This is a genomic window from Streptomyces sp. RK9, assembly GCF_045070545.1.
Taxonomy (GTDB): domain Bacteria; phylum Actinomycetota; class Actinomycetes; order Streptomycetales; family Streptomycetaceae; genus Streptomyces; species Streptomyces alboflavus.
Genome location: NZ_CP173704.1, coordinates 264,060 through 289,421, shown reverse-complemented (window position 1 = coordinate 289,421; position 25,362 = coordinate 264,060). Strand labels below are relative to the sequence as shown.

21 protein-coding genes and 1 pseudogene are annotated in these 25,362 nt (G+C 71.8%); 12 read left to right on the top strand and 10 right to left on the bottom strand.

The window, feature by feature from the left end:
- Window positions 1–274: 274 nt before the first annotated feature.
- Window positions 275–982, top strand: coding sequence for a TetR/AcrR family transcriptional regulator (locus AB6L24_RS21400; RefSeq protein ID WP_405657499.1), 708 nt, complete (start codon window positions 275–277; stop codon window positions 980–982).
- A 98-nt stretch (window positions 983–1,080) separates the two neighbouring features.
- Complete coding sequence (locus AB6L24_RS21395) at window positions 1,081–2,610, top strand: MFS transporter (protein ID WP_405657498.1); 1,530 nt, start codon at window positions 1,081–1,083, stop codon at window positions 2,608–2,610.
- 48 nt (window positions 2,611–2,658) lie between these two features.
- Here the strand turns inward: AB6L24_RS21395 and AB6L24_RS21390 are convergent, their stop codons facing one another.
- Window positions 2,659–3,186 carry a MarR family winged helix-turn-helix transcriptional regulator gene (locus AB6L24_RS21390; RefSeq protein WP_380845700.1) on the bottom strand — a complete coding sequence of 176 codons (528 nt, stop codon included), beginning with the start codon at window positions 3,184–3,186 and terminating at the stop codon, window positions 2,659–2,661.
- Between the two features lie 204 nt (window positions 3,187–3,390).
- A complete protein-coding gene (locus tag AB6L24_RS21385) occupies window positions 3,391–4,425 on the bottom strand; it encodes a questin oxidase family protein (protein ID WP_405657497.1) in 1,035 nt (344 codons plus the stop codon).
- A gap of 543 nt (window positions 4,426–4,968) precedes the next feature.
- On the opposite strand from AB6L24_RS21385, the gene AB6L24_RS21380 reads away from it, so the two are divergent.
- On the top strand, window positions 4,969–5,991 hold the full coding sequence (locus AB6L24_RS21380) for an RNA polymerase sigma factor RpoD/SigA (RefSeq protein ID WP_380845694.1): 1,023 nt from the start codon (window positions 4,969–4,971) through the stop codon (window positions 5,989–5,991).
- A gap of 303 nt (window positions 5,992–6,294) precedes the next feature.
- Here the strand turns inward: AB6L24_RS21380 and AB6L24_RS21375 are convergent, their stop codons facing one another.
- Window positions 6,295–7,272, bottom strand: coding sequence for a helix-turn-helix transcriptional regulator (locus tag AB6L24_RS21375; protein WP_405657495.1), 978 nt, complete (start codon window positions 7,270–7,272; stop codon window positions 6,295–6,297).
- A gap of 105 nt (window positions 7,273–7,377) precedes the next feature.
- Between AB6L24_RS21375 and AB6L24_RS21370 the strand changes: the two genes are divergently transcribed.
- From AB6L24_RS21370 to AB6L24_RS21345, 6 genes are all read left to right on the top strand, one after another.
- A complete protein-coding gene (locus tag AB6L24_RS21370) occupies window positions 7,378–8,940 on the top strand; it encodes an MFS transporter (RefSeq protein WP_405657494.1) in 1,563 nt (520 codons plus the stop codon).
- Between the two features lie 201 nt (window positions 8,941–9,141).
- Complete coding sequence (locus AB6L24_RS21365; RefSeq protein WP_405657493.1) at window positions 9,142–9,903, top strand: DeoR/GlpR family DNA-binding transcription regulator; 762 nt, start codon at window positions 9,142–9,144, stop codon at window positions 9,901–9,903.
- Between the two features lie 56 nt (window positions 9,904–9,959).
- Window positions 9,960–10,907 carry a 1-phosphofructokinase gene (pfkB, locus tag AB6L24_RS21360; protein WP_405663211.1) on the top strand — a complete coding sequence of 316 codons (948 nt, stop codon included), beginning with the start codon at window positions 9,960–9,962 and terminating at the stop codon, window positions 10,905–10,907.
- Window positions 10,908–10,980: 73 nt separating this feature from the next.
- Window positions 10,981–13,035, top strand: a complete 2,055-nt coding sequence (locus AB6L24_RS21355; protein ID WP_405657491.1) for a fructose-specific PTS transporter subunit EIIC — start codon at window positions 10,981–10,983, stop codon at window positions 13,033–13,035.
- Window positions 13,036–13,171: 136 nt separating this feature from the next.
- A complete protein-coding gene (locus AB6L24_RS21350; protein ID WP_405657489.1) occupies window positions 13,172–13,615 on the top strand; it encodes a hypothetical protein in 444 nt (147 codons plus the stop codon).
- A gap of 88 nt (window positions 13,616–13,703) precedes the next feature.
- Window positions 13,704–13,955: a hypothetical protein gene (locus tag AB6L24_RS21345; protein ID WP_030359405.1), complete on the top strand. Its 252-nt coding sequence runs from the start codon at window positions 13,704–13,706 to the stop codon at window positions 13,953–13,955.
- 39 nt (window positions 13,956–13,994) lie between these two features.
- Here AB6L24_RS21345 and AB6L24_RS21340 read toward each other — a convergent pair whose 3' ends face one another.
- From AB6L24_RS21340 to AB6L24_RS21325, 4 genes and pseudogenes are all read right to left on the bottom strand, one after another.
- A complete protein-coding gene (locus AB6L24_RS21340) occupies window positions 13,995–14,768 on the bottom strand; it encodes a DUF6227 family protein (RefSeq protein WP_405657488.1) in 774 nt (257 codons plus the stop codon).
- Window positions 14,769–15,001: 233 nt separating this feature from the next.
- Window positions 15,002–16,237 (bottom strand): Ig-like domain-containing protein, encoded by a 1,236-nt coding sequence (locus AB6L24_RS21335; RefSeq protein WP_405657487.1) that lies wholly within the window; start codon window positions 16,235–16,237, stop codon window positions 15,002–15,004.
- A 174-nt stretch (window positions 16,238–16,411) separates the two neighbouring features.
- Window positions 16,412–17,540 (bottom strand): annotated as a pseudogene (locus AB6L24_RS21330) (P1 family peptidase).
- Between the two features lie 125 nt (window positions 17,541–17,665).
- Window positions 17,666–18,880 carry a low temperature requirement protein A gene (locus AB6L24_RS21325; protein ID WP_405657485.1) on the bottom strand — a complete coding sequence of 405 codons (1,215 nt, stop codon included), beginning with the start codon at window positions 18,878–18,880 and terminating at the stop codon, window positions 17,666–17,668.
- A 295-nt stretch (window positions 18,881–19,175) separates the two neighbouring features.
- Between AB6L24_RS21325 and pflB the strand changes: the two genes are divergently transcribed.
- The 3 genes from pflB to AB6L24_RS21310 all read left to right on the top strand — a co-directional run bounded on the left by pflB (window position 19,176) and on the right by AB6L24_RS21310 (window position 22,824).
- Window positions 19,176–21,536 (top strand): formate C-acetyltransferase, encoded by a 2,361-nt coding sequence (gene pflB / locus AB6L24_RS21320; protein WP_405657484.1) that lies wholly within the window; start codon window positions 19,176–19,178, stop codon window positions 21,534–21,536.
- 129 nt (window positions 21,537–21,665) lie between these two features.
- Complete coding sequence (pflA, locus tag AB6L24_RS21315; protein WP_405657483.1) at window positions 21,666–22,523, top strand: pyruvate formate-lyase-activating protein; 858 nt, start codon at window positions 21,666–21,668, stop codon at window positions 22,521–22,523.
- An 82-nt stretch (window positions 22,524–22,605) separates the two neighbouring features.
- Entirely contained in the window at window positions 22,606–22,824 is a 219-nt protein-coding gene (locus tag AB6L24_RS21310) for a hypothetical protein (protein ID WP_030359411.1), read from the top strand.
- A 79-nt stretch (window positions 22,825–22,903) separates the two neighbouring features.
- Here AB6L24_RS21310 and mscL read toward each other — a convergent pair whose 3' ends face one another.
- The 3 genes from mscL to AB6L24_RS21295 all read right to left on the bottom strand — a co-directional run bounded on the left by mscL (window position 22,904) and on the right by AB6L24_RS21295 (window position 25,295).
- Window positions 22,904–23,428, bottom strand: a complete 525-nt coding sequence (gene mscL / locus AB6L24_RS21305) for a large conductance mechanosensitive channel protein MscL (protein WP_405657482.1) — start codon at window positions 23,426–23,428, stop codon at window positions 22,904–22,906.
- A 162-nt stretch (window positions 23,429–23,590) separates the two neighbouring features.
- Entirely contained in the window at window positions 23,591–24,235 is a 645-nt protein-coding gene (locus AB6L24_RS21300) for an RcpC/CpaB family pilus assembly protein (protein WP_405657481.1), read from the bottom strand.
- 208 nt (window positions 24,236–24,443) lie between these two features.
- Window positions 24,444–25,295, bottom strand: a complete 852-nt coding sequence (locus AB6L24_RS21295) for an S-methyl-5'-thioadenosine phosphorylase (RefSeq protein WP_405657480.1) — start codon at window positions 25,293–25,295, stop codon at window positions 24,444–24,446.
- Between the last annotated feature and the right edge of the window lie 67 nt (window positions 25,296–25,362).

Below are 25,362 nucleotides of genomic sequence, written 5' to 3'. Positions count from 1 at the left end.
TGCGGGGGCCCGCGACAGGGGGGTGGCCCCGCGCGGGGGCAGGGATGGCGGCCGGGGCGGGAGGGGAGGTGGTGTGTGATTCAGATGTGACGCAGGTCACATGGAGGCCGGGAAATAAGCGGGGATCGTTTCCCCGTTTAGACCGGTGTCCGTGCGAAACGGGGATCCACTCCCCGGATCGCACACCTCAGTTCTCCCACCGGGAAAATCGTTGGACCCGTCACCACGGGCCCTGCGAACCTGAGGCCTTTGACCGCTTCGAGGAGTGTTCGCCGTGGAAACCGCCACCGTCGCGCAGCGCCGTGTATCCCGTCCGCGGGCCGACGCCCTGCGCAACCGGGAGCGGATCGTCACCGCCGCCCGCGAGATGTTCGTCGAGCAGGGCCCCGACGTGCCCCTGGACGAGATCGCGCGCCGCGCCGGAGTCGGCAACGCCACGGTCTACCGCCACTTCCCCGACCGCGGCGAACTCGTGCACCACGTCGTCCTTTCGGTCACCGACCGCGTCACGGCCCAGGCCGACGGCGCCATCGCGGCCGCCGAGGCCGACCCCGGGGCCGCCTTCGAGGCGCTGCGGGGCTTCGTCCACGCCGCGGTGGACGAGCGCATCGGCGCCCTCTGCCCGATCCTTTCCGAGGCCATCGACCCCGACCACCCCGATCTGCACGCTTCCCGCATCCGGCTCGAAGACGCCGTCGAAGGGCTGATGGCGCGGGCCCGCGCCGCCGGGCAGCTGCGCACCGACATCGCCGTCGGAGATCTGATGGTCGCCCTCTCCCAACTGACCAGGCCGCTGCCCGGCGCCGGCTGCCTGGTGGACTTCGACCAGTTCGTCCACCGCCATCTCCAGCTGTTCCTGGACGGCCTGATGGCACCGGCGCGCTCCGAACTCCCGGGGCACGCCGCGACGTTGGAGGAGCTGCGTCGCGACATCGACGAGCGGCGGCCGCGCAACAGCGAGGAGGGCCTGGGTCAAAAGTAGGACCCGACCTCACGACCAGGGGCCCATGCGCTCGCACGCCCCTCAGGTGTCTCGTTTACCCCGTACTCACCTCTTTGTCTTCCTAGGTGGACCCACCCATGTCTCAATCACCCGTCACCCCACCCGCTCCCGACCCGATGCGCTGGAAGGCGCTCACCTTCATCGCGATCGCGCAGCTCATGGTCGTGCTCGACGCGACCATCGTGAACATCGCGCTGCCGTCCGCCCAGGAGGACCTCGGGATATCCGAGGGCAACAAGCAGTGGGTCATCACCGCTTACGCCCTCGCCTTCGGCGGTCTGCTCCTGTTCGGCGGCCGCATCGCCGACCTGTGGGGCCGTAAGCGCACCTTCGTGACCGGCCTCATCGGCTTCGCCGCGGCCTCCGCCCTCGGCGGCGCCGCGACCGGCGAGGCCATGATGCTCGGCGCCCGCGCGCTCCAGGGTGTGTTCGGCGCGCTGCTCGCGCCCGCCGCCCTGTCGCTGCTCGCGGTGATGTTCACCGAGGCCAAGGAGCGCGCCAAGGCGTTCGGCATCTACGGTGCGATCGCCGGTGGCGGTGGCGCCGTCGGCCTGATCCTCGGCGGCTTCCTCACCGAGTACCTGAACTGGCGCTGGACGTTCTTCGTGAACATCCCGTTCGCGATCATCGCCGCCGTCGGCGCGTACTTCGTGATCCGTGAGCCCTCCGAGGGCCGCAACCGCTCGCCGCTCGACATCCCCGGCGTGGTCCTGTCCACCCTCGGTCTGGTCGCGCTCGTCTACGGCTTCACCCGCGCCGAGTCCGACGGCTGGTCCGACGCCGTCACCGTGACGATGTTCGTCGCCTCCGTCGTGCTGCTCGCCGCGTTCGTCGTCACCGAGGCCAAGGTCAAGTCGCCGCTGCTCCCGCTGCGCGTCCTGACCGAGCGCAACCGCGGTGGCGTCTACCTCTCGCTCGGCCTCGCGATCATCTCGATGTTCGGTCTGTTCCTGTTCCTCACGTACTACCTGCAGATCGTCCAGAACTACTCGCCGGTCAAGACCGGCTTCGCGTTCCTGCCGATGATCTTCGGCATGATCGTGGGTTCGACGCAGATCGGCACCCGCCTGATGACCCGCGTCGCGCCGCGCCTGCTCATGGCTCCGGGCTTCCTGCTCGCCGCGGTCGGCATGCTGCTCCTGACGCAGCTCGAGGTCGACACCTCGTACGCCGGTCTGATCCTGCCCGCGCAGCTGATGCTGGGTCTCGGCATGGGTACGGCGTTCATGCCCGCCATGTCGCTCGCCACCCACGGTGTCGAGCCGCGTGACGCCGGTGTCGCCTCCGCGATGGTCAACACCTCGCAGCAGGTCGGCGGCGCCATCGGCACGGCCCTGCTGAACACCATCGCGGCCTCCGCGACCACCGCGTACCTCACCGACCACGCGGCCTCCGCCACCACCCCGGCGGCGCAGAAGCTGGTCGCGGCCCAGTCCATGGTGGAGGGCTACACGTCCGCCATCTGGTGGGCGGTCGGCATCCTCGTGGCGGCATCGGCGATCGCCTTCGTCCTGGTCAACACCGGTGCCGACGACGGCTCCGCGACGGCATCCAGCGACGGCGAGGGTGTCGAGGACGCGGTGAAGATCCCGGTCGTGGCGCACTGACGCCCCGTACCACCGCATGACACGGCGGGCCGGACCTGCCCGGCGCTCCTAACGGAGCCAGGGCAGGTCCGCCCCCACGTCCTTGGGCTGAAGTCCCTCGGCGACGATCCTCATGATCTCGCCGAGGGACTTCTGCTGTTGCGGGCTCAGCCGGTCGAAGAGGGCCTGGCGCACCGCGTGCACATGCCCCGGAGCGGTCTGGCGCAGCACCTCGAAGCCCTCGTCCGTGAGGATCGCGAACTGCCCGCGCTTGTCCGTCGCGCAGTCCTCGCGCCGCACCCAGCCGCTCTTCTCCAGGCGCGCCACGGCGTGCGAGAGCCGGGACCGGGTGATCTTCGAGCTCTTCGCCAGCTCGGTCATGCGCAGCCGCCGCCGGGGCGCGGCGGACAGCTGCACCAGCAGGCCGTAGTAGACGTGCGGCATGCCCGCGTCGCGCTGGAGCTGCCGGTCGAGGAAGTCCTCCAGGAGCGTGGAGGCGTGTATGTACGCCAGCCAGGTGCGCTGTTCCTCGTCGTCGAGCCAGCGCGGTCCTGTGGTGTCCGCGGCGTCCGCGGTCGCGGTGGATGGCGTGTCCATGTATCCCACTGTACGAGGCCTTTCTGTGTCCCCCGGAGCGGTGCCCGCATGTCCCCCGGAGTGTGCCTCCGCGTCTGCCTGGAGTGCGCCTCCGTTGCCTGGAGTGCGCCTCCGTCGTCCGCCCGGAGCGGCGCCCGCGGGACGCGTCGAAGCGCCCTGCCCCCGGGCGGGCGGTTCACCGCGGGGCAGGGCGCGCCGACTCGGTCAGAGCGTGGGCGGGTTGAGCTCCACGCCCCGCAGCGCGGCGGCCCGCGCCAGGCGGTCGCCCACGTCCAGGGCGGTGTCCGCGAACTTGATCGTGTGGTCGTCGCCGTGCGCCGCGGCCCGCGCGAAGACCTCGTCGAAGGTGCTGCGGCCCGCTTCCGCGTCGGCCTCGCGGTACGTCTGTGGGGTGGCCGGCGAGTAGGCCGCGGTCACCGCCGCGCTCGCCGCCCAGGCCGCGTCCAGGGAGGCGGGCCACAGCTCGCGGGGGAGCGCGGGCAGGGTGCGCAGGACGGCGTTGGGGGCGGTCGCCGCGTGCACCAGCATGATCGGCTCGCCGTGGCCGTGGGAGGCGAAGCGGTGCACGGCGGCGGTGACGAGGTCGGCGAGGCGGGCGCGGGCGGCCTCGGGGTCGGGGGTGCTCCCGGGCCACACCGGGACCTGGGTGAGCTGGGCGAAGCGGTCCGGCAGGCTGCCGTCCTGCACCGGGATCCGCTCGACCGCGGCGAGCGCGTCGGCCGCCCCGGCCGACGACGGCAGGACGACGGGGGTGCGCGCGGGCAGCGGGGTGTGCCGTGCGGCCCAGTAGCCGAGGCCGTGGGCCAGCTCGGCGACGCGGGGTGCGGTCTCGCCGCCGGGGCCGAGGAGGGTGCGCACGGCGTGGCCGACGCGGATCACCGGGTGCGTGGAGCCGCCCGAGATGCCCGGCAGGAACACCGGCCACCAGGCGGCGAGCACCTCGCGCCAGGGCCGCTCGGCGAGGGCGCGCTCGAAGTAGCCGATCCAGTCGGCGGCGCGCCGCGGATCGCCCAGGGCCGTGGGCCAGTCGGCGTCGGTGACCGGGGTCCCGGGCGCGGGCATGTCCTCCAGCTTGGCGCGGTAGTAGTCGAGCCAGCGGTGCACGGTGTGGCCCTGCCCGCCCCGTACCAGGGCCTCGACGGCCATCGGTCCGTGGTTGGTGAGCCGCCCCAGACGCTCGGGTCCGGAGGCGTGCAGGCGTTGCAGGGCTTCGTCGAGGATCCCGCTGGTGTCGGTCATGGCGGCACGGTAGGCGGGCGTTCCGGACGTCCGTAACGGTCTGCGGGCCTAGGCCCCTGGCCCCGGTCCGCGGACCGGGGCCGTAGGACCGAGCACCTGATACAGGAATGCCGGATTTGTCCTGCTGGGCAACCATCGGGCGGCGCGGGCCGTCTTCTGGGTGGGGGAACGGCCAAAGGCGGCACTCTCCCGGCGGGACCCCGGCAGGAATGAGCCTGCGTCGATGTGACGGCGGTCTCATGTGCATGGTGGTTGCAGTTGTCGGCGAGAACTCCGGGGCCGGCCTCGGATCCGGGTCTGACCTGCACCTCTGTACGTTCCGACGGCGGCTGCCCGTCCACTGCGGCGGCGCAGCATACTGCATGATCACGAAAACGGATGCGCGGCATGGGAATTCTGTCCGGATTCCAGTCGTTGTTTCCATCGGATGCAGAGCACCTGGGAAGGTGTGCCGTCCACCACAGGCCCGGCCCCCGGGCCCGGACCATCAGGGCCACCGGTCCATGACGGACCGACCAGTGACAACCACGCAAGGGAGCACGCATGGCAACCCGTGCCGTCGCCCGTCGCAAGTCCGCCGCCACCGGCGGGACCGACGCGGCACGCAGTGTTCGCGCCGTAGGCGGCGAGATCGCCGACCGCGACCTGGTCGGCATGTACCTCGACGAGATCGCACGCACCCCCCTGCTCGACGCCGCCAAGGAGGTCGAGCTGTCCCAGATCATCGAGGCGGGCGTCTATGCCCGGCAGATACTGGACGGGGTGCTGGGCCGCGACGCCGACGGGATCGAGGAGTCGGCCGTGACCGCCTCGCGCGAGGAGCTCGAAGCCCTCGTCGCCGACGGCGACCGCGCCAAGGACGTCTTCATCCGGTCGAACCTCCGCCTGGTCGTGGCCGTGGCCCGGCGCTATCCGCGCAGCGGCCTGCCCCTGCTCGACCTGATCCAGGAGGGCAACGCGGGCCTGGTCCGCGCGGTCGAGAAGTTCGACTACGCCAAGGGCTTCAAGTTCTCCACGTACGCGACCTGGTGGATCCGCCAGGCCATCACCCGCTCCATAGCCGACCAGTCGCGCACCATCCGGCTGCCCGTCCACCTGGTCGAGGAGCTGGGCCGGATCCGGCGCGTGCAGCGCGAGTTCAACCGCGAGCACGGCCGGGAGCCGGAGCCCGCGGAGATCGCCGCCGAGCTGGCGTCCACGCCCGAGCGCGTGGTCGACGTCCTCGACTGGGCCCGCGACCCCGTCTCCCTGAACATGTCGGTGGACGACGAGGGCGACACCCAGTTCGGCGACCTCCTGGAGGACACCTCCGCCGTCTCCCCCGAGCAGTCCGTCCTCACGCTCCTGCGCAGCGAGGAGCTGGACGACCTCATAGGCCGCCTCGACCAGCGCACCGCCTCCATCATCAAGATGCGGTACGGCATCGTGGACGGCCGCGAGCGGACGCTGACCGAGGTCGGCAAGGAGCACGGGCTCACGCGTGAGCGGATCCGTCAGATCGAGAAGCACGCGCTTCTGGAGCTGAAGAAGCTGGCTCGGGACACGGGCTTCGACGCGGCCGCCTGAGGCCGGCGGGGCGAGCAGGGGGGTTCGTCTTGGCTGGGCCCCGGCTTGCGGCGGTCCGCTCCCGGGGGTCCCGGTCACCGATACCGGCGCTCCGCGCCTCGTCCTCAAGCGCCGGACGGGCTGGGTGCGGCGTGGAGCCGCGATGAGTCCTTCGCCGGGGACGGCGGTTGGCCGCGGCCTCGGACCTTCCGTTCGACGGTGAACGGGATGGGGGTCCCCCCTGCTCTTTAAGAGCTTGGGGGAGGGTGGGAGAAACCCCCGCGCGGAGCGCGGGGGCACCACCCGCCGGCGGGCGGCCGGGACTCAAGCGCTGCCCGCAGCCGCGCACAGCCGCAGCCCCAACTCCCGCACGCGGCCGCGTAGTTCCTCCGGCCCGTGCACAACGAAATCGCTCTCGACCCACAGCAGCCGGGCCGCCACCCACTCCACGGGCTCGGTCACCGTTCCCCGCAGACGGCACCGGTCGGCACCGACGGCGGCCAACTCGCCCAGCGAGGCCGGAAGGCGCCCGCCCACGCGGTCGAGGGGGGCGTGGAACTCCACGTCCACCTCGTACGCCGCGCGTTCCTGCGGCCGCGCGAGGACACTCCGCCGCACATAGGCGTCCGCGCTGCCCCCGGGCAGCATCCGCTCGGTGAAACGGACCCCCGTGGCGAACGGCTCGGACACCCGGTCCACCCGGAACGTCCGCCAGTCCTGCCGCTCCAGGTCGTACGCGACGAGGTACCAGCGCCGCCCCGTGGACACGAGCCGGTGCGGCTCGGTGAGGCGCCGCGACGGCGTCCCGTCCTTCGCCTCGTACGCGAACCGCAACTGCTCGTGCGCGGCCGTCGCCGACGCCATCACGGTCAGCGTCTCCGGCGCGATCCGCACACCGTCCCCCGTGGCGAGCGACATCGTCGCGGCCCCGAGCGCGGACACCCGGTGCCGAAGCCGCGACGGCAGCACCTGCTCCAGCTTGGCGAGCGCCCGCACCGACGCCTCCTCGACGCCGTCCACGGCATGCCCGGCCCCGGCCCGCAGCCCCACCGCGATGGCCACCGCCTCCTCGTCGTCGAGGACCAGCGGCGGCATCGCCTTCCCCGCGACCAGGCGATAGCCCCCGCTCGCGCCCTGCGTCGCCTGCACCGGATACCCCAGCTCACGCAGCCGGTCGACGTCCCGCCGCACCGTGCGCCGGCTGACGCTCAGCCGGTCGGCCAGCTCACCGCCCGGCCACTCGCGCGGGGTCTGCAACAAGGAGAGGAGCTGGAGCAGCCGTGCCGGTGTGTCCGTACTCATGAGAGGCCTCCCGTACGCCGTGGTCCGACATCCGTCCCGAACCTGATCCCAGGATCCCGTACATCTAGGACGTGAACTGACCTATATGGCCCCTAGCCTTACGGCATGACTTCTTCCAGCAGCACCTCCACGTCAGCGGGGCTCGAGCCCACGTCAGCGGGGTCCCCGACGGACCGGCGCCGCTGGTTCGCCCTCGCGATCGTCATGACGGCCGCCTTCATGGACCTGGTCGACGTGACGATCGTGAACATCGCGATCCCGTCCATCCAGCGGGACGAGGGCGCCTCGTTCAGCCACATCCAGTGGATCACCGCGGGGTACGCGCTCGCGCTCGGCGCGGGCCTGATCACCGGCGGGCGGCTCGGCGACATCTACGGCCGCAAGAAGATATTCCTCGTCGGCATCACGGGCTTCACGATCGCCTCCGCGCTGTGCGGCTTCGCCGCCAACCCGGACATGCTGGTCGCCTCCCGCATCCTGCAGGGCGCGATGGCCGCCCTGATGGTGCCGCAGGTCCTCTCGATCGTGCACGCCACCTTCCCGGCGCACGAGCGCGGCAAGGTCTTCGGCCTGTTCGGCATGGTCGTCGGCCTCGGCGCGGTCTCCGGGCCGCTGCTCGGCGCGCTCCTGACGGAGTGGAACATCCTCGGCCTCGAATGGCGCCCGATCTTCCTCATCAACCTCCCCGTCGGCATCGCGGGCCTGATCCTCGGCCGCAAGTTCATCGAGGAGTCCAAGGCCCCGAAGGCCCTCAAGCTGGACCTGGTCGGCGTCGTCCTGGTCACGGCGGGCGCGCTGATGCTGCTCTACCCGCTGACGCGCGGCCGTGAGCTGGACTGGCCGGTATGGGGGTACGTGATGATGGCGGGCGCGCTCGTCGTCTTCGCCGCCCTCGTGGCGTACGAGAAGAAGAAGGCCAAGAAGGACGGCTCGCCGCTCATCGAGCTGTCGCTGTTCAAGGTGAAGAGCTTCGCCGGCGGCATCGCCGTGCAGACCGTCTTCGGTGTCTCGCTCGGCATCTTCTTCCTGGTCTGGACGATGTACATGCAGGTCGGTCTCGGCTGGAGCGCGCTGCGCGCCGGTGTGACGGGCGTGCCCTTCTCCATCGCGGTGTCCGCCGCGGCCGGTCTCTCCGTGCAGGTGCTCGTGCCCCGCTTCGGCCGCAAGGTCCTGCAGGCCGGTGCGCTGACCATGGCCGCGGGTGTCCTCATCTACATCTGGGAGGCCGACCGGTACGGCACCGGCATCGCGTCCTGGCAGATGGCGCTTCCGCTGGTCGTCATGGGCCTCGGCATGGGCCTGATCGTGGCGCCCCTGACGGACGCGATCCTCTCCGAGGTGCCGCGCGAGCACGCAGGTTCGGCGTCCGGCCTCCTCAACACCGTCCAGCAGATGGGCAACGCGTTCGGCCTCGGCCTGGTCTCCGTCGTCTTCTACGGCGTCATCAACGAGAAGGTGACCCCGGACCGCATCCCGGCGGAGTTCATCAACGGCTTCCAGCACGCCCTGTGGTGGGTCGTGGCCGTCCTCGTCGCCATCTTCCTCCTGATGCTCACCCTCCCGAAGCGCCCGAAGCAGCACATCGAGGGAGCGGACGCCTCCGGCGAGGAAACGGACGCCCCGACCGGGTCCGTGTCGAAGACCCGCGAGCCCGCACTGATCCCCTGACCCGCGGCTCCACAACGAGACAGCCCCACCCCGACCCGGGGTGGGGCTGTCTCGTTCCCCTGCACCCGCCCGCGCCCACCCGCACCAGGACCAAAGCCCGAACATGCCCACTGCATGCCCGTTCATGTTTACTTCCGACGATCGGAGTCGTACGCTCCAGGTGAACCAACGTAATCGGGCAAAAGCAGGAGGCCCCCAGCCATGTACGGCCCAGAACGCCAACAGGAAATCCTGCGCCTCGCCAGAGAGGGAGGCCGCGTGGACGTCCTCTCCCTCGCCACCGAGTTCCAGGTCACCGCGGAGACCATCCGCCGCGACCTGAAGGCCCTGGACCGCGCGGGCCTCCTCCGCCGAGTGCACGGCGGCGCCATCCCGGCAGGCCGCCTGGACTTCGAACCGGACCTCGCGGAACGCGAGAGCACGGCAGCCGACGAGAAGGACCGCATCGCCCACGCCGCCCTCGCCGAACTGCCCGCCGAAGGCAGCGTCATCCTCGACGCGGGCTCCACGGTGGCCCGCATGGCCGCCGCCCTCCCCCTGGAGGCGGAGATGACGGCCGTCACGCACAGCCTCCCCACGGCGGCCCGCCTGGCCGACCACCCGGGCATCCAGCTCCACCTGGTGGGCGGCCGCGTGAGGCACCGCACGCGAGCGGCCGTGGACGCCTGGTCCCTCCGCGCCTACGGCGAGATCCGCGCCGACGTCCTCTTCCTCGCCGCCAACGGCTTCTCCACGGCCCACGGCCTGACCACCCCCGACCTGGCCGAGGCCGCCGTGAAGCGCGCCGCCGTCGCCGCGGCCCGCCGCGTGGTCCTGCTCGCCGACTCCGGCAAGCACGGCCAGGAGCACTTCGCCCGCTTCGGCGACCTCACCGACGTGGACCTGCTCATCACGGACACGGGCCTCGACCCGGCCGACGCCGCCGCGATCGAGAAGGCGGGCACGGCGGTCGTACGCGCATGACCACGCACGACGCAGCAGGCACCGCCCGCGACCCAGCAGCAGAAGGCACCGCCCGCATGATCCTCACCGTCACCCCCAACCCCTCCCTCGACCGCACCTACGAGGTCCCCGCCCTCGACCGCGGCGAGGTCATCCGCGCCACCGGCGAGCGCATGGACCCCGGCGGCAAGGGCGTGAACGTCTCCCGCGCCGTCGCCGCCGCAGGCGTCCGCACCCTCGCCGTCCTCCCGCTCGGCGGCGCCCCCGGCGCCCTCGTCGCGAGGCTCCTCGACGAGCAGGGCATCGAGGTCGCCCCCGTCCACGTGGCGGGCCAGACGCGCTCGAACATCTCCGTCGCCGAACCGGACGGCACCCTCACCAAGATCAACGCGCCCGGCCCCGAACTGACCCCCGCCGAGCGGGAGTCGCTGCTCACCACCGTCGGGGAGCACTCACCGGGCGCCGACTGGATCGCCTGCTGCGGCAGCCTCCCGCGCGGCCTCGCTCCCTCCTGGTACGCCGACCTGGTCGCCCGCTGCCACGCCGCAGGAGCCCGTATCGCCCTCGACACCTCGGGCCCGGCCCTCCTCGCCGCCCTCGCCGAACGCCCCGACGTCGTCAAGCCCAACGCCGAGGAGCTCGCCGGAGCCGTCGGCCGCCCCCTCGCCACCGTCGGCGACGCCGTCAAGGCCGCCGAGGAGCTGCGCGAACGGGGCGCCCGCGCGGTCCTCGCCAGCCTCGGCGCGGACGGCCAACTCCTCGTCGACGACTCCGGCACGTACTTCGGATCCGCCCGCGTCGACGTCGTACGCAGCAACGTCGGCGCGGGCGACAGCTCCCTGGCCGGATTCCTGATCGCCGGCGGCACCGGCCCCCGCGCCCTCGCCTCGGCCGTGGCCCACGGCGCCGCCGCGGTCCGCCTCCCCGGCAGCGCCATGCCCACCCCGTCCGATCTGTCCCCGCACACCGTCACGGTCACCCCCGAAGTTCCCCTGGACCGCACCCTGACGGAACCCGCCCCCTGACCCAGTCCTTTGTGACCCCCCGTCCCCCGCCCTCATCCCCGCCCCGAGGGATACGCGTGCGAAGGAGCCCGCGATGAGCAGCGAAATGATCACCGCGGACCTGGTCGACCTCGAACTCGACCGGTCCGCCGACACCAAGGAGGCGGCGGCCCGCGCCCTCGCCACCCGCATGGTGACCCTCGGCCGTGTGACCGACCTCGACGGCTTCCTCGCCGACGTGGCGGCCCGCGAGGCCCAGATGCCGACGGGTCTGGACGGCGGCATCGGCATCCCGCACTGCCGCAGCGCCCATGTCACGCAGCCGACGCTGGCCTTCGGCCGCTCCACCACAGGCATCGACTTCGGCGCCCCCGACGGCCCCGCCGACCTCATCTTCCTCATCGCGGCCCCCGCGGGCGCGGACGACGCCCACCTGACGATCCTTTCGTCCTTGGCCCGCCAACTGATGAACCCAGAGTTCACAGACGCGTTGCGCGCAGCGGCCGAAGCGGAGTCGGCAGCGGCCTTGATCCGCGGCGAGGACCAGCCGACACCTGCCTCCACTGCTGTGGGCAGCAGTTCCGCTGGGGCGGAACGGGTGGGCACAGCCCCCGGTTCCGGCCCGCCGGAGTCCAACGCAGATCAGACGACCTCGGCCTCTACCAGGCCCTTCCGGATAGTGGCCGTCACCTCCTGCCCCACAGGAATCGCCCACACCTACATGGCAGCCGAGTCCCTCGAAAACGCGGCCCGCGAGGCAGGCGTGGACCTCACCGTGGAAACCCAGGGCTCCGCAGGCTTCACCCGCCTCACCGCGGAGACCATCGAAGCCGCCGACGCAGTCGTGTTCGCCCACGACGTCCCCGTAAGGGACAAGCCCCGCTTCGCGGGCAAGCCCACAGTCGACGTAGGCGTGAAAGCAGCGATCAACCGCCCGGCGGAACTCCTCGCGGAGGCAAGGGAGAAGGCGGCCCGAGGCGAGGTGACGACCCCGTCGAGCCCGACCCCGGTCGACAACGCGGGGGACAGCGGCGACAGCTACGGCACCAAGCTGCGCAAGTGGCTGATGTCGGGCGTCAGCTACATGGTCCCCTTCGTGGCGGCCGGCGGCCTCCTCATAGCCCTCGGCTTCGCCATCGGCGGCTGGAAGATCGACAAGGCCCCGTCCGTGGCGGACCACTTCATCTGGACCGACCACACCAGTTGGGCGGCCCTCCTCTTCCAGATCGGCGGCCTGGCGTTCGCCTTCCTGGTCCCGGTCCTCGCGGGCTACATCGCGTACGGCATGGCGGACCGCCCCGGCCTGGTCCCCGGCTTCGTGGGCGGCTCGGTCGCCGTCACCATCGACGCGGGCTTCCTCGGCGGCCTGGCCGCAGGCCTCCTCGCGGGCGCGGTGGTCCTCGGCATCCAACGGGTCCGCATCCCACCCGTCCTGCGCGGCATCATGCCGGTCGTGGTGATCCCCCTGATCTCCGCGGCGGTCGTCGGCTTCCTGATGTTCCTCGTCGTCGGCAAGCCCATCGCCTCGCTGCAGAGCGCGCTGACGGACTGGCTGGAGGGCCTGAGCGGCGCCAACGCGATCATCCTCGGCGTCATCCTCGGCCTGATGATGTGCTTCGACCTCGGCGGCCCGCTCAACAAGGTCGCGTACGCCTTCGCGATCGGCGGCCTCACCCACCCGACGGACGGCTCCCTGAAGGTCATGGCCGCGGTGATGGCGGCCGGCATGGTCCCACCGCTTGCGATGGCTCTCGCGACCACCGTACGGGGGCGGCTCTTCACCAGGACCGAGCGCGAGAACGGCAAGGCGGCCTGGTTCCTGGGAGCCTCCTTCATCACGGAGGGCGCAATTCCGTTCGCGGCCGCCGACCCGCTGCGCGTCATCCCCGCGTCGATGGCGGGCGGCGCGGTCACCGGCGCCCTGTCGATGGCGTTCGGCTGCACCCTGCGCGCCCCGCACGGCGGTGTCTTCGTGGTCCCGCTGATCGGGCAGCCACTGCTGTACCTGGTCGCCGTCGCGGCGGGCGTCTGCGTGTCGACCGTCGTGGTCGTCCTCCTGAAGGGCGCGCTCCGGACCGCGGACCCGGCCGGTGACGGCGGCGCGGGCGCCGCGGCGGCGGACGAGGCCCGGGTGCCGGTGGCCGCCTGAGCACGCGGCGTACGAGCGGGGTGTGAAGGGCGCGTCGGCACCGGCGTGCCCTTCACCCGTTCCCGGACGCCCCACGCGTGGGCATACTGCTGGTACTGCGGTTCGAACCCGGGTACGGGCACTGGCAGGGGCCAACGTGAGCCACCTTCAGCAGAGTCACCTCACAAGCCTGCTCGACATGGTCGGCCAGCTCACCGAGCAGGCACAGGCCGGCCTCCAGACCGACACGGAGGCGGCACGTGTCTTCCTCGCGGTCTACTCCGGCTTCCTCATCGAGACCGGCACGGGCATCCGCTGGATCCTCGAACCGGATCTGATCGAGCACGCCACGGAGGTCATCGCCCGTCGCGCCCCCGACGCCGGTCCCGCGAGCGCCGACCTCGCCGCCCGCCTCCTGGCCACCCTGTGGGCGAGCTGCGTCCTCGCGGGCGTCGACACCGAGGACTGGGCCCGCGAGGCACCCGAACTGCCCGCGATCTGCATCCGGATGGCTGGTTTCCTCACCGGCGAACGTGAAGCGGGACCGGAGAAACGGACAACGGAACCGGAGAAACGGACAAAAGGCATGCGGGACGGCTGAGCCGTGATGTGCGAGATGCGTCACTTCAGGACCAAAGGCCCATTAACACCTCTGTTGTAGATCCGGCCGCTGTTGTCTACTGAGCGGCATGTTCCAGGGTGCATCGATCGTTCAGCAGACAGGCGTGGTCCTGCTCGCCGCGCTGACCGCCATCTGGGCCGTCACGTTCCTGCATGTGCAGCGCCGCCGCGCGGCGGAACCCGCGACCGGCAACAGCCCCTCGCTGGGCTCGCTCCCGGTCCAGTCCGGGCCACCGCGCGCGGAGTCCGTCGAGCTGACCCCGGACGAGCGTGCCGCGTTCGCCGGTCTGATACGTCAATTCGGGCGTGGGCGGCCGTAACTGGCGGGACCGTGGCTAGCGAGACTGGCGGGACCGTAGCTAGCGAGCCCTGGTCGCCGGATACGTCCGGGCCCGGCGCGCCATCGCCGACCGTGCCGCGCGCTCGCTGGTGTACACCTCGCACATGTGCCGGCCGTCGGTCGTCGCCGTGTGCTCGACCTCCCAGAGGCTGACCTCGGAGCCGTCGAACAGCAGGAACGCGTGCTCGTACAGCGAGAAGCCGAGCCGGGGTTCGCCGCTGAGGCCCGTGCGGCCGAAGGCCTGCGTGATCTGGTGGGCGAACGCCGAGCGCAGCAGGCGTGCCATGTCGTCGCCGGGGCGGTCCGCGCCCGCCGGGTTCTCCGCGCGGCGCAGCAGCCTGCGGGCGTGGTCGGCGGAGTCGTCGGGGACGTAGGTGTGCCGGGGCTCGGGCGGCGGGGCCGTCTGGAGCAGGACGGGCAGGTCGCTCACGGGGGTGTCCAGCGGGAGCGGCAGCCGGGCCGTCGCGACGCCCGCCTCCTCCTCGTCGAGATACAGCTCGTACTGCGCGTGGCTGCCGGGTCCTGTGTTGTGCGCCAGCTCCCAGAGGGTGAGCGCCTGGCCGTCGGCGAGCAGCCACGTGTGGCGGTAGGTCTCGCGGTGCAGGCCCGCGCTGTGGTGCGCGGAGTGCAGCGAACTGTCGTACGCCAACGCCCGCTCGAGGCGCCGGACGGCCTCGTCCGGCAGGTCGAAGGAGTTCAGGGCGCGGCTGAGCAGTCGCTCGAGGTGCTCCTCGGGGGAGGCTGGCTCGGGCGACTCTGGTGGTTCGTACGCTGTCTCGTACGGAACGCTCACGGATACTCCCGGATGCTTCCGGCGTTGCTGCATGTCACCTTGTGCGTGCATACCGTAGCCCCTGGGTCCGACATCATGTCCGGGAACAGGAAAACGATCGAGCCGCACGGCAAGTTCCCGTGCGGCTCGTTCCGTTGGCGCCCAAAGGGCATCATGTGCGCCCTTGCGGGACATCGAACGCGCCCCGCGCTGTGGGCCTTTCAGTCCCTTCGGTGCCCTGGGGCACCTTCCGGTCAGACGGCGCTGCCCGCCGTCCACTGGCTCCAGGACATGTTCCAGCCGTTCAGGCCGTTGTCCGGGGCGATGGTCTTGTCCGGCGAGCCCTTGACCGTCACGACGTCGCCGACGAGGGAGTTGTCGTAGAACCACTTGGCGACGGTGTCGCCCTGCGCGCCCTGGACGTCCCGGAGGCCGACGCAGCCATGGCTGGTGTTGGCGCTGCCGAAGATGGAGGGGGAGCTCCAGTAGTTGCCGTGGATGAAGGTGCCGGACGTCGAAAGACGCATGGCGTGCGGTACGTCCTTGATGTCGTACTCACCGCCGAAGCCGACCGTCGAACCGTTCATCCGCGTCTGCGTGAACTTCTCCGAGATCACCATCTGCCCGTTGTACGTGGGGTTCTCGGGGCTGCCCGCGGAGATCGGGATGGTCTTGATGACCTTCCCGTCGCGCTCGACCGTCATGGTCCGCGCCTTCACGTCGACGGTGGAGACCTGGGCGCGGCCGACGGTGAACGTGACGGTCTTGTCCTGCACACCGGTGGCGTTCGCCGCGCCCTTCACGCCGTCCAGCTCGATCTTCATCGTGACCTTGGAGCCGGCCTTCCAGTACTCCTGCGGGCGGAAGTCCAGGCGCTGGTTGCCGAACCAGTGGCCGACGACCTTCTGGCCGGTGCTCGAGCTGACCGTGATGTGCGACTGCACGGCCTTCTTGTCGGTGATCGCCTTGTCGAAGGTGAAGGACACCGGCATGCCCGCGCCGACCGTGGTGCCGCCGTCGGGCGTGTACGTGCCGATGAAGCTGTTGGCGTTCGACACCGTCGTGAACGTGGCGTTCTCGGTCGCCGGGCGGCCTTCGGAGTCCTTGGCGTTCGCGGTCACCTTGTACTTGGTGCCGCGCTCCAGCTGGGCCTTCGGCTTCCAGGTGCCGCCGTCGGCGGATATGGAGCCCTCGACGGCCGCGCCGGAGGCCATGTCCGTCATCTTCACGTTCGTGAGCTTGCCGTCCTTGACCTTCACGCCGGTGGCGTTGATCGAGGCGTCGGTCGCGCCGTCCTTGGACGAGATGGCGATGCGCGCGCCGGACGCGTCCTTGGACGTGTCGGACTTCTTGTCGCCCTCGGCGTCGGCGTCGCCGCCGCAGGCCGAGAGGGTCAGCGCGCCGACGGCCGCGAGCGCGGCTGTCGCCAGCAGTACCCGCCGGCGGCGACGGGGCTGAGGCTGCTGCGCTGCTGTGTCCGGCGTTGTCACGAGCTGCTCCAAGTGCGTCGTCTGGTCCAGTACGAGTAAAGAGCGCCCGGGTGGCGGAACGGTTCCGACCAGGGGGTGTGAGTGCACGCACACCGGAGCGCCCCCGCACGACGCTAACAAGACGAGATGAAAAGGGACTTAATATCCCTTGCGGATGGTTCGCCGACGACTGGGCTATTGCTGATAAAGATCCCGATATGCCGGGAATGTGCCCGCCGGTGTCTCCACCGACTCCGCCGCGAGCAGCGCCCCGACGATCGCCTCCGTGACCATGTCCGCGCCCGCCGCCAGGACCTCGTTGAGCGCCAGCGGGTCGGCCTCGTCCAGCGACCGGGTGCCGGTCGCCAGGGCGAACACCGTGTCGCCGTCGTTCAGCAGGTGCACCGGCCGCACGGCCCGCGCCATGCCGTCGTGCGACGTGCCCGCGAGCTTCTGCGCCTGCGCCTTGGTGAGCGCCGCGTCGGTGGCGACGACGGCCAGCGTCGTGTTCAGCGGCGGCGCCACGTTCCGCGCCGCGGCCTCGGCGAGGCGCCGCAGCGCGGCCGCGTGCACCTCGGGCGGGGGCGGGGTCGCGAGGGCGGCGGACGCGGTGGCTCCGGCTCCGGCTCCGGCGGGACCGTCACCCGCGTCGGCGCCCGCGCCGACCCCGCCCCCCCTCGGTCCCGCCCCCGGCCCCGAAGAGCTGTCCGTACAGCACCCCCGTCCGCGGGTCGATCCCCGACCCCGCCGCGTTCGCCACCGCCAGCGCGGCCACCGTCACCCCCGAGCCGAGCACCGTGCTCGCCGTGCCGACCCCGCCCTTGACCTGCCCGACCACCGCCCCGATTCCCGCGCCCACCGCGCCCACGTCCACCGTGTGCCCGCTCTCCCTGGCCGCCGCGTCCGCCACCGCCGCCCGCCCCGTCGCCGCGTCGGGCCGTGCCCTGAAGTCGCCGCCCCGGCCCAGGTCGAACACGCACGCCGCGGGCACCACCGGCACCACATGCGCCGGGTCCGGGCCGACCCGCACCCCGCGGCCCCGCTCCTCCAGCCACGCCATCACCCCGCACGCCGCGTCGAGCCCGTACGCGCTGCCGCCCGTCAGGACCACCGCCTCCACCCGCTGCACCAGGTTCCGCGGGTCCAGCGCGTCGGTCTCCCGCGTGCCGGGGCCGCCGCCGCGCACATCCACGGCTGCGACCGCCCCGCCCTCGGGGGCGAGCACGACCGTCGTGCCGGAGAGCCAGCCGCCCCCGGCGCGCCCCGCGTGCCCCACCCGCAGCCCCGCCACGTCGGTCAGCCCTCCGGCCCGCCCGGAACCCATCGGTACGTCACGTGTCGTCATACACCATGCGTATCACGCGCGTTGGCGACGCTCGGGCGAGGTCGCACGGCATCCGGCCGGCGACACTCGGCACCCGGTCGACGTCGCGTGACCTCCGGGCGAGGTCACGCCGACTCCGCCCGCACCATCCGCGACGTCAGCGTCACCCCGGTCGCGACAGCGAGCGCCGCCACCACCCCCGCCGCGAACACCGCCCAGCGGCCCGCGAACGTGCACGCGAGCACCGCCAACGCCGTCACCGGAAGCACCAGTTGCTGCGCCAGGCCGACCTTGAAGTAGCGCGAGTGCAGCAGCCACACCGCGAACATGTACACCGCCGCCGGGATCGTCACCGCCGCCGACGCCGCAGTCTCCGAGATGTGCGCCTTGCCGACGGCCTGCTCCACCGCCACCTCGATGCCCGCCCCGATCGCCGCCGCCGACGCGAAGATCACGAAGTGGCCGTAACCCCACAGGAAGGCCTGGCTGTTGGAGCGCAGATGGCCGTGGATCGGCACCACGAAGTAGATCCACCAGGCGGCGAAGACGAGGAGGAGCCCGCCCGCGGCGATCGGCAGGACCTCGCCGAGCGCGTCGTTCTCGTCGATGCCCGACTTCACCGCGACCGTCGCCGCGGCGATCGTCTCGCCGAGCACGATGATCGTGAACAGGCCGTACCGCTCGGAGATGTGATGCGGGTGCCAGGGCGTCGTCCGGGTCCGCTCCGCCCACGTCGGCACCGCCATCTCGGCGATCGCCATCACCAGGAACAGCCACCCCCGCGCCCCCTCCGGCAGGAGCAGCAGCCCCAGCCAGCCGACCTGGCACAGCGCGACCCCGCCCGCGTACCGCAGCGCCGTGCGCCGCTCGTCCCCCGTCGTGGAGGCCGCCGCCCGCAGCCACTGGGTGATCAGGGCGAGCCGCATGATCAGGTAGCCGAGCCAGACGACCAGGAACTCGTGGTCCTGGAAGGCCTTCGAGACCCCGGCCGCGAGGACCAGGACACCGGCGATCTGGACGAGCGTCACGACCCGGTACAGCGTGTCGTCGTTGTCGTACGCCGACGCGAACCAGGTGAAGTTCATCCAGGCCCACCACATCGCGAAGAACACCATCGCGTAGTTGAGGACCCCTTCGCCCGGATGCCCCTCGGCGACCGCGTGCACCAGCTGCACCCCGGCCTGGGCGACCGCCACCACGAAGCACAGGTCGAAGAAGAGCTCCAGCGGCGTCGCGGCGCGGTGCTCCTCCTCGCGGCCGCGGGCGACCATCGGACGCAGTGGGGGAGGCGGGGCGGGCGGTGCGGTCGCGGCACCCGGCGGGGGAGTGGTCGACGTCATGGGCCAACAACAGCAGAGCCCGGCGGCCAGTCCCCCCGGCGCGAGCCGTGTCGGGGCCGGAGCACCCGAGTGGGCGGTGGCGACACCCCCTCGGGAAAATATTGTGAACGCTTTCACAAGCGAACACGGGACCAAAGTCCCCCGAGAACCCCCAGCTCACCCCGTGTCCCCGCGCGAAAGCCGCGCCGCCGACGGGACTTGTGGCCCTCAAGCCGGGACCAACGCGGCGCCCCGGACCGCCCGCGCGGGAGTGCAATGGAGCCGTAGCGACACGGCGACTCGGAAGGTGCGGGCGATGACTGCGACTCCTGCGGATGCGACTCCGGCGGAAGCGACTTCTGTGGATGCGGCCCCTGTGGACGTGACTCCCGCGGACCCGGCTCCCGCGGACGCGACTTCCGCGGACGCGACGGGGCACGGCGGGGCCTGGGACGGCTTCAAGGGCGGCCTGTGGCGCGACTCCATCGACGTCCGCGACTTCGTGCAGCACAACTACGCCCCGTACGAAGGCGACGCGGACTTCCTCACCGGCCCCACGCCGCGCACCACCGCCGTCTGGCAGCGGCTCCTCGCGATGTTCCCGGAGGAGAACGAGCGCGGCGTGCACGACGTCGACATCGCGACGCCCTCCCGCATCGACGCCTTCAAGCCCGGCTACGTCGACGGCACCGCGGCCGACCACAAGGACCTGATCGTCGGCCTCCAGACCGACGCCCCGCTGAAGCGCGCCATCATGCCCAACGGTGGCTGGCGCATGGTCGAGAGCGCGCTCAACTCCTACGGCTACCCGGCCGATCCCGCCGTCAAGGACATCTACACCCACCTCCGCAAGACCCACAACGAAGGCGTCTTCGACGCCTACACGCCCGAGATCCGCGCCTGCCGCTCCGCCGGCATCATCACGGGCCTGCCCGACGCCTACGGCCGCGGCCGCATCATCGGCGACTACCGCCGCGTCGCCCTCTACGGCGTCGACCGCCTCATCGCCGCCAAGGAGGCCGACAAGGCCCGGCGCTGCCTCGACTGGCCCACCGAGCACGTCATCCGCGACCGCGAGGAGATCTCCGAGCAGATCAAGGCCCTCGGCGAACTCAAGGCCATGGCCCTGTCCTACGGCTACGACATCTCCGGCCCCGCCCGCACCGGCCGGGAGGCCGTGCAGTGGCTGTACTTCGGCTACCTCGCCGCCGTGAAGGAGCAGAACGGCGCGGCCATGTCGATCGGCCGCATCGACAACTTCCTGGACGTCTACCTCCAGCGCGACCTCGACCGCGGCCTCATCACCGAGTCCGACGCCCAGGAGTTCATCGACGACTTCGTCATCAAGCTGCGCATCGTCCGCTTCCTGCGCACCCCCGAGTACAACGAGGGCTTCTCCGGCGACCCCACCTGGGTCACCTGGTCCATGGCGGGCATCGGCGAGGACGGCCGCCCGCTGGTCTCCCGCACCACCTTCCGCGCCCTGCAGACCCTCTACAACCTCGGCCCCGCCCCCGAACCCAACCTGACCGTCTTCTGGTCCGGCCGACTGCCCCGCGCCTTCAAGGACTTCGCCGCCCGCGTCGCCATCGACACCTCGGCCATCCAGTTCGAGTCCGACGAGCTGATGCGCCCCAAGTACGGCGACGACACCGCGATCGCCTGCTGTGTCTCCGCGATGGCCGTCGGCAGGCAGATGCAGTTCTTCGGTGCCCGCGTCAACGTCGCCAAGGCCCTGCTCTACGCCATCAACGGCGGCAGGGACGAGCTGACCGGCAAGCTCGTCGTCGAGGGCTTCGAGCCCATCGAGGGCGACCACCTCGACTACGACACCGTCGCTGAACGCTACGACGCCATGCTCGGCTGGCTCGGCAAGACCTACGTCCACGCGCTCAACGTCATCCACTACATGCACGACAAGTACGCCTACGAGCGCCTGGAGATGGCCCTGCACGACCAGGACGTCCTGCGCACCATGGCCTGCGGCATCGCAGGCCTGTCGGTCGCCGCCGACTCGCTCTCGGCCATCAAGCACGCCCGCGTCAAGGCCGTCCGCGACGAGACCGGCCTCGCCGTCGACTACGAGATCGAGGGCGACTACCCGGCCTACGGCAACAACGACGAGCGGGCCGACGCCCTCGCCCAGCGGATCGTCTCCGACTTCATGGGCAAGATCCGCCGGCACCCCACCTACCGCGACGCCGTCCACACCCAGTCCGTCCTGACCATCACCTCGAACGTCGTCTACGGCAAGAAGACCGGCAACACCCCCGACGGCCGCCGCGCGGGCGAGCCCTTCGCCCCCGGCGCCAACCCCATGAACGGCCGCGACGCACACGGCTACATCGCCTCGGCCCTGTCCGTCGCCAAGCTCGACTACGACGACGCCGAGGACGGCATCTCGCTGACCAACACCATCACCCCGGACGCCCTCGGCCGCACCCCCGACGAGCGGGTCGCCAACCTCGCCGGAGTCCTCGACGGCTACATGGCGAGCGGCGGCTTCCACATGAACGTCAACGTGCTGAACAAGGCCACCCTCCAGGACGCCATGGAGCACCCCGAGCACCACCCGCAGCTGACCATCCGCGTCTCCGGCTACGCGGTCAACTTCGTCCGCCTCACCCGCGAACAGCAGCTCGACGTCATCAACCGCACCTTCCACGGCTCCCTCTGAGCCCCGGGCGCGCCCCGGGCCGCACCCCCGCCGCGCCCCACCGACTCGCGGCCCCGGAGCCGGGCCCTCACCCCGGCCCCGGGCGCCGCGACCACCACGTCCCGCCGACAGAAGTCCGGGAGACCCGCCATGACCGCCCTGCTCGCACCCGGCACGACCACCGCCACGAGGGCCACCACGGAACACACGAACAAGCCCCCGGCCGCCGCCGCTCCCGTCCCCGCCGCGACTCCCGCGGCCGCCGCCACCCGCCGCCCCGTGACCGGCTCCGTGCACTCCTGGGACCTGTCCACCGGCGTCGACGGCCCCGGCACCCGCTTCGTCACCTTCCTCGCGGGCTGCCCGCTCACCTGTCTGTACTGCCACAACCCCGACACCTGGCGGATGCGCTCGGGGCGCCGGAGCACCGCCGACGACGTGCTCGCGGAGGCCGCCAAGTACACGGAGTTCATCGCGGCCGCGGGCGGCGGCGCCACCGTCAGCGGTGGCGAACCCCTCCTCCAGCCCGTCTTCACCGGCGAGCTCCTGCACCGGCTCAAGCACCAGCTCGGCCTGCACACGGCCCTGGACACCTCCGGCTTCCTCGGCGTCCGGGCCACCCACGCCCTGCTGCGCGACGTCGACCTGGTCCTGCTCGACATCAAGTCCTGGGACCGCGAGACATACCGCAGGGTCACCGGGCGCCCGCTGCGGCCGACCCTCGACTTCGCCGACCGCCTCGCCGCCCTCGGCAAGGACGTCTGGGTGCGCTTCGTCCTCGTGCCGGGACTGACCGACGACCCGGCCAACGTCGACGGCGTCGCCCGCTTCGCCGCCGGGCTCGGCAACGTCTCCCGCGTGGACGTGCTGCCCTTCCACAAGCTCGGCACCGCGAAGTGGGACGCCCTCGGCAAGGACTTCACCCTCCGGGACACTCCCGCGCCGACGCCGGGGCAGCTCTCGGCGGCCAGGGAGACCTTCGCCGCACGGGGCCTGCGGGCCGTCTGACGACTCCCGCCGCCCCGGCGGCCCCGGTCGCCCCGGCAGCTCCCGGACCCCCCGCTGCTCCCGGCCGACGTACGCTGGAGACATGAGCACCGCCCCCGCCCCCGAACCGCGCGATCCGAAGGACGCGAAGCCCCGGCAGGACGCCAAGAAGCCGGCGAACGCGCTGATCTTCGACGACCCGCTGGCGCAGCAGTCCGCGGACGACACGGACCGAGGGTGGGGTGAGCGGCCGACGTCGTCCGGCGACAGCGCCGCCGACCTCGCCCGCTTCCTGGACGAGAAGCCGCCCCACCACATCTGAGCCCGCCGGAGCCCCCGGGCCCACCATGGCCTCCCGGCCCCGGCTCCGGCTTCGAGCCGGGCTACAGCACCGAGCCGGGCTAGAGAACCGGGCCGCCCGGCCTGCCCTCGCCGCCGGATGTCTCGTCGCCGCCGGGCCGGTCGCCCCCGGCGCCGCGCTGGGCGACCAGCACGTCGCGGATCTCCTTGAGCACCTCCAGCTCCGAGATCTCGATGACCTCCTGCGTGCCCTCCTTCGCCGCCTGCCGCGCGGCCTGCTTGGCCAGGTACTTCGCCATCGGCATGACCATCAGGAAGTAGACGACGGCGGCGGTGATCACAAAGCTGAGAGTGGCGCTGAGCACCGAGCCCCACAGGATCGGGATGCCGCTGACCGCCTCGCCGTTCTTCACCTCGCACGGCGATTTCAGGCAGGAGCTGTAGTGGTCGAGATCCTTGGTGCCCAGGGCGCCGACCAGCGGGTTGATGACGCCCTTCACCACCGAGTTCACGATGTTCGTGAACGCGGCGCCGATGACGACCGCGACGGCCAGGTCGACGACATTGCCGCGCATCAGGAAGGCTTTGAAGCCCTGCCAGATGCCCGGATCCTTCTTCTCGCTCACCACTGAGCCTTTCGTTGCATGTGCGGATTGTGCGGCAAACCGCCTTGCAACCTACGGCAGTGCGTGGCAGCCCTGTCCAATTCCATAACGCGAACGAGCGACTTGACGGGCGGTCAGCCGTGTCGTACACGCTTCTGCCCGTCGGGCGGGTATGTACCCCGTTCATCGCAGGGTCACCGCGAGCCGGGCCGTCGCGCTCGCTCCGGCGAGCCGTGCCGCCGTCGCGCGCGGCACCGCGAGGACGACCAGTGCCCCGCCCTCGGCCACCGCGTCGGAAGGCTCCGGCACCTCCGACACCCGCGCCCCGGCCGCGACCACCCGCGCCGCCCCGCCCGGTCGCGCCCCCGCCGGACCCGCAGGTCCCGCCCCCGTGCCGTCCACCCCCGCGCCGTCCGCGGCCACGACGTCCACCCGATCGCCGGGCCGCAGCAGCCGCACCGTCGCCGCGTCCGCGATCCGCACCGGCGCCGTCACCAACCGGGCGGCCCGCCGCGTCCGTTGCGGCGCCGGGTCCTCCCCGTGCTCCTGGGCGGTCACGGGTGCCGCGGACCCCTGCGGCTGCGGTCGCCCCGGCTCACGCGGCCCCGAGGCCACCAGCGCGGCCGCCGTCATCGCGAGGCCCACGGCCAGTGCGCGCCGCCGGTGCCGCAGCAGCCGTCGCAGCCGCTGCCGTCCGCCGCGCACATGCAGCGGGGAGAAGTGCGGCACCTGGCAGGGCGGCGGCGCACCGCTGCCCGGGCCGGAGCTCGACGGCGCGGAATCGTGGAAAGCCGTACGTGCGGACGTACGCGAAGGGATCTGCGTCATGACGACCACCGCCTGCTGCGAGAAGTTCGAATCCCGGTCCGGATTCCGCTCTCACGATGCAGGCCCCCGCCAGATCCCGCTGAGCCCCGTGCACTACTCGCCGGTTGTGGACAACTCCCTCACCCGAAGGGGAGGTTCCGCCCTCCCGCGCGCCGCAGCGGCACCGCGCCGCCCGCCCCCCAGCTCACCCCAGCCCTCCCCGCAGCCCCTACGGCAGCCGAATCCCCGTCTCCAACCCACCCAGCGCCCCCACGCACAGACAGTCCCGCTCCGCGTTCGCAGGCAGCCCCGCCACCGCGTCGAAAAGGACCGTCCGCAGTCGGCCCACATTGGCGGCGAAGACCTGGAGCACCTCCTCGTGCGAGACGCCCTCGCCGGACTCGGCGCCCGCGTCGAGGTCGGTGACGAGGGTCAGCGACGCGTAGCAGAGCTCCAGTTCACGGGCGAGGATCGCCTCGGGGTGGCCGGTCATGCCGACCACGGACCAGCCCTGCGCCGCGTACCAGCGCGACTCGGCGCGGGTCGAGAACCGGGGCCCCTCGATCACCACGAGCGTGCCGCCGTCCACCGGCTCCCAGTCGCGGCCGCGCGCGGCCTTGAGGGCGGCGGCGCGGCCCGTCGGGCAGTAGGGGTCGGCCAGCGACACGTGCACGACCTTCGGCGTGCTGCCGTCGGCCAGCGGCAGGCCGTCGAAGTAGGTCCCCGGGCGGGACTGGGTGCGGTCCACGAGCTGGTCGGGCACCAGGAGCGTGCCGGGCCCGTACTCGGGCCGCAGCCCGCCGACGGCGCACGGGGCGAGCACCTGGCGCACGCCGACGGAGCGCAACGCCCAGAGGTTGGCGCGGTAGTTGATGCGGTGCGGAGGCAGATGGTGGTCGCGGCCGTGGCGCGGCAGGAAGGCGACCCGCCGTCCGGCGATCTCGCCGAGGAACAGGGAGTCGCTGGGGGAGCCGTAGGGGGTGTCGACGTGCACTTCGGTGACGTCGTCGAGGAAGGAGTAGAAGCCGGAGCCGCCGATGACGCCGAGCTCGGCCTGAGTCGCGTTCGCCGTATTCACCATGGCCAGCACAGTAGCCGGGGCCGGATACGCCGAGGACCCCGCCGTCGTACGACAGCGGGGTCCTGGG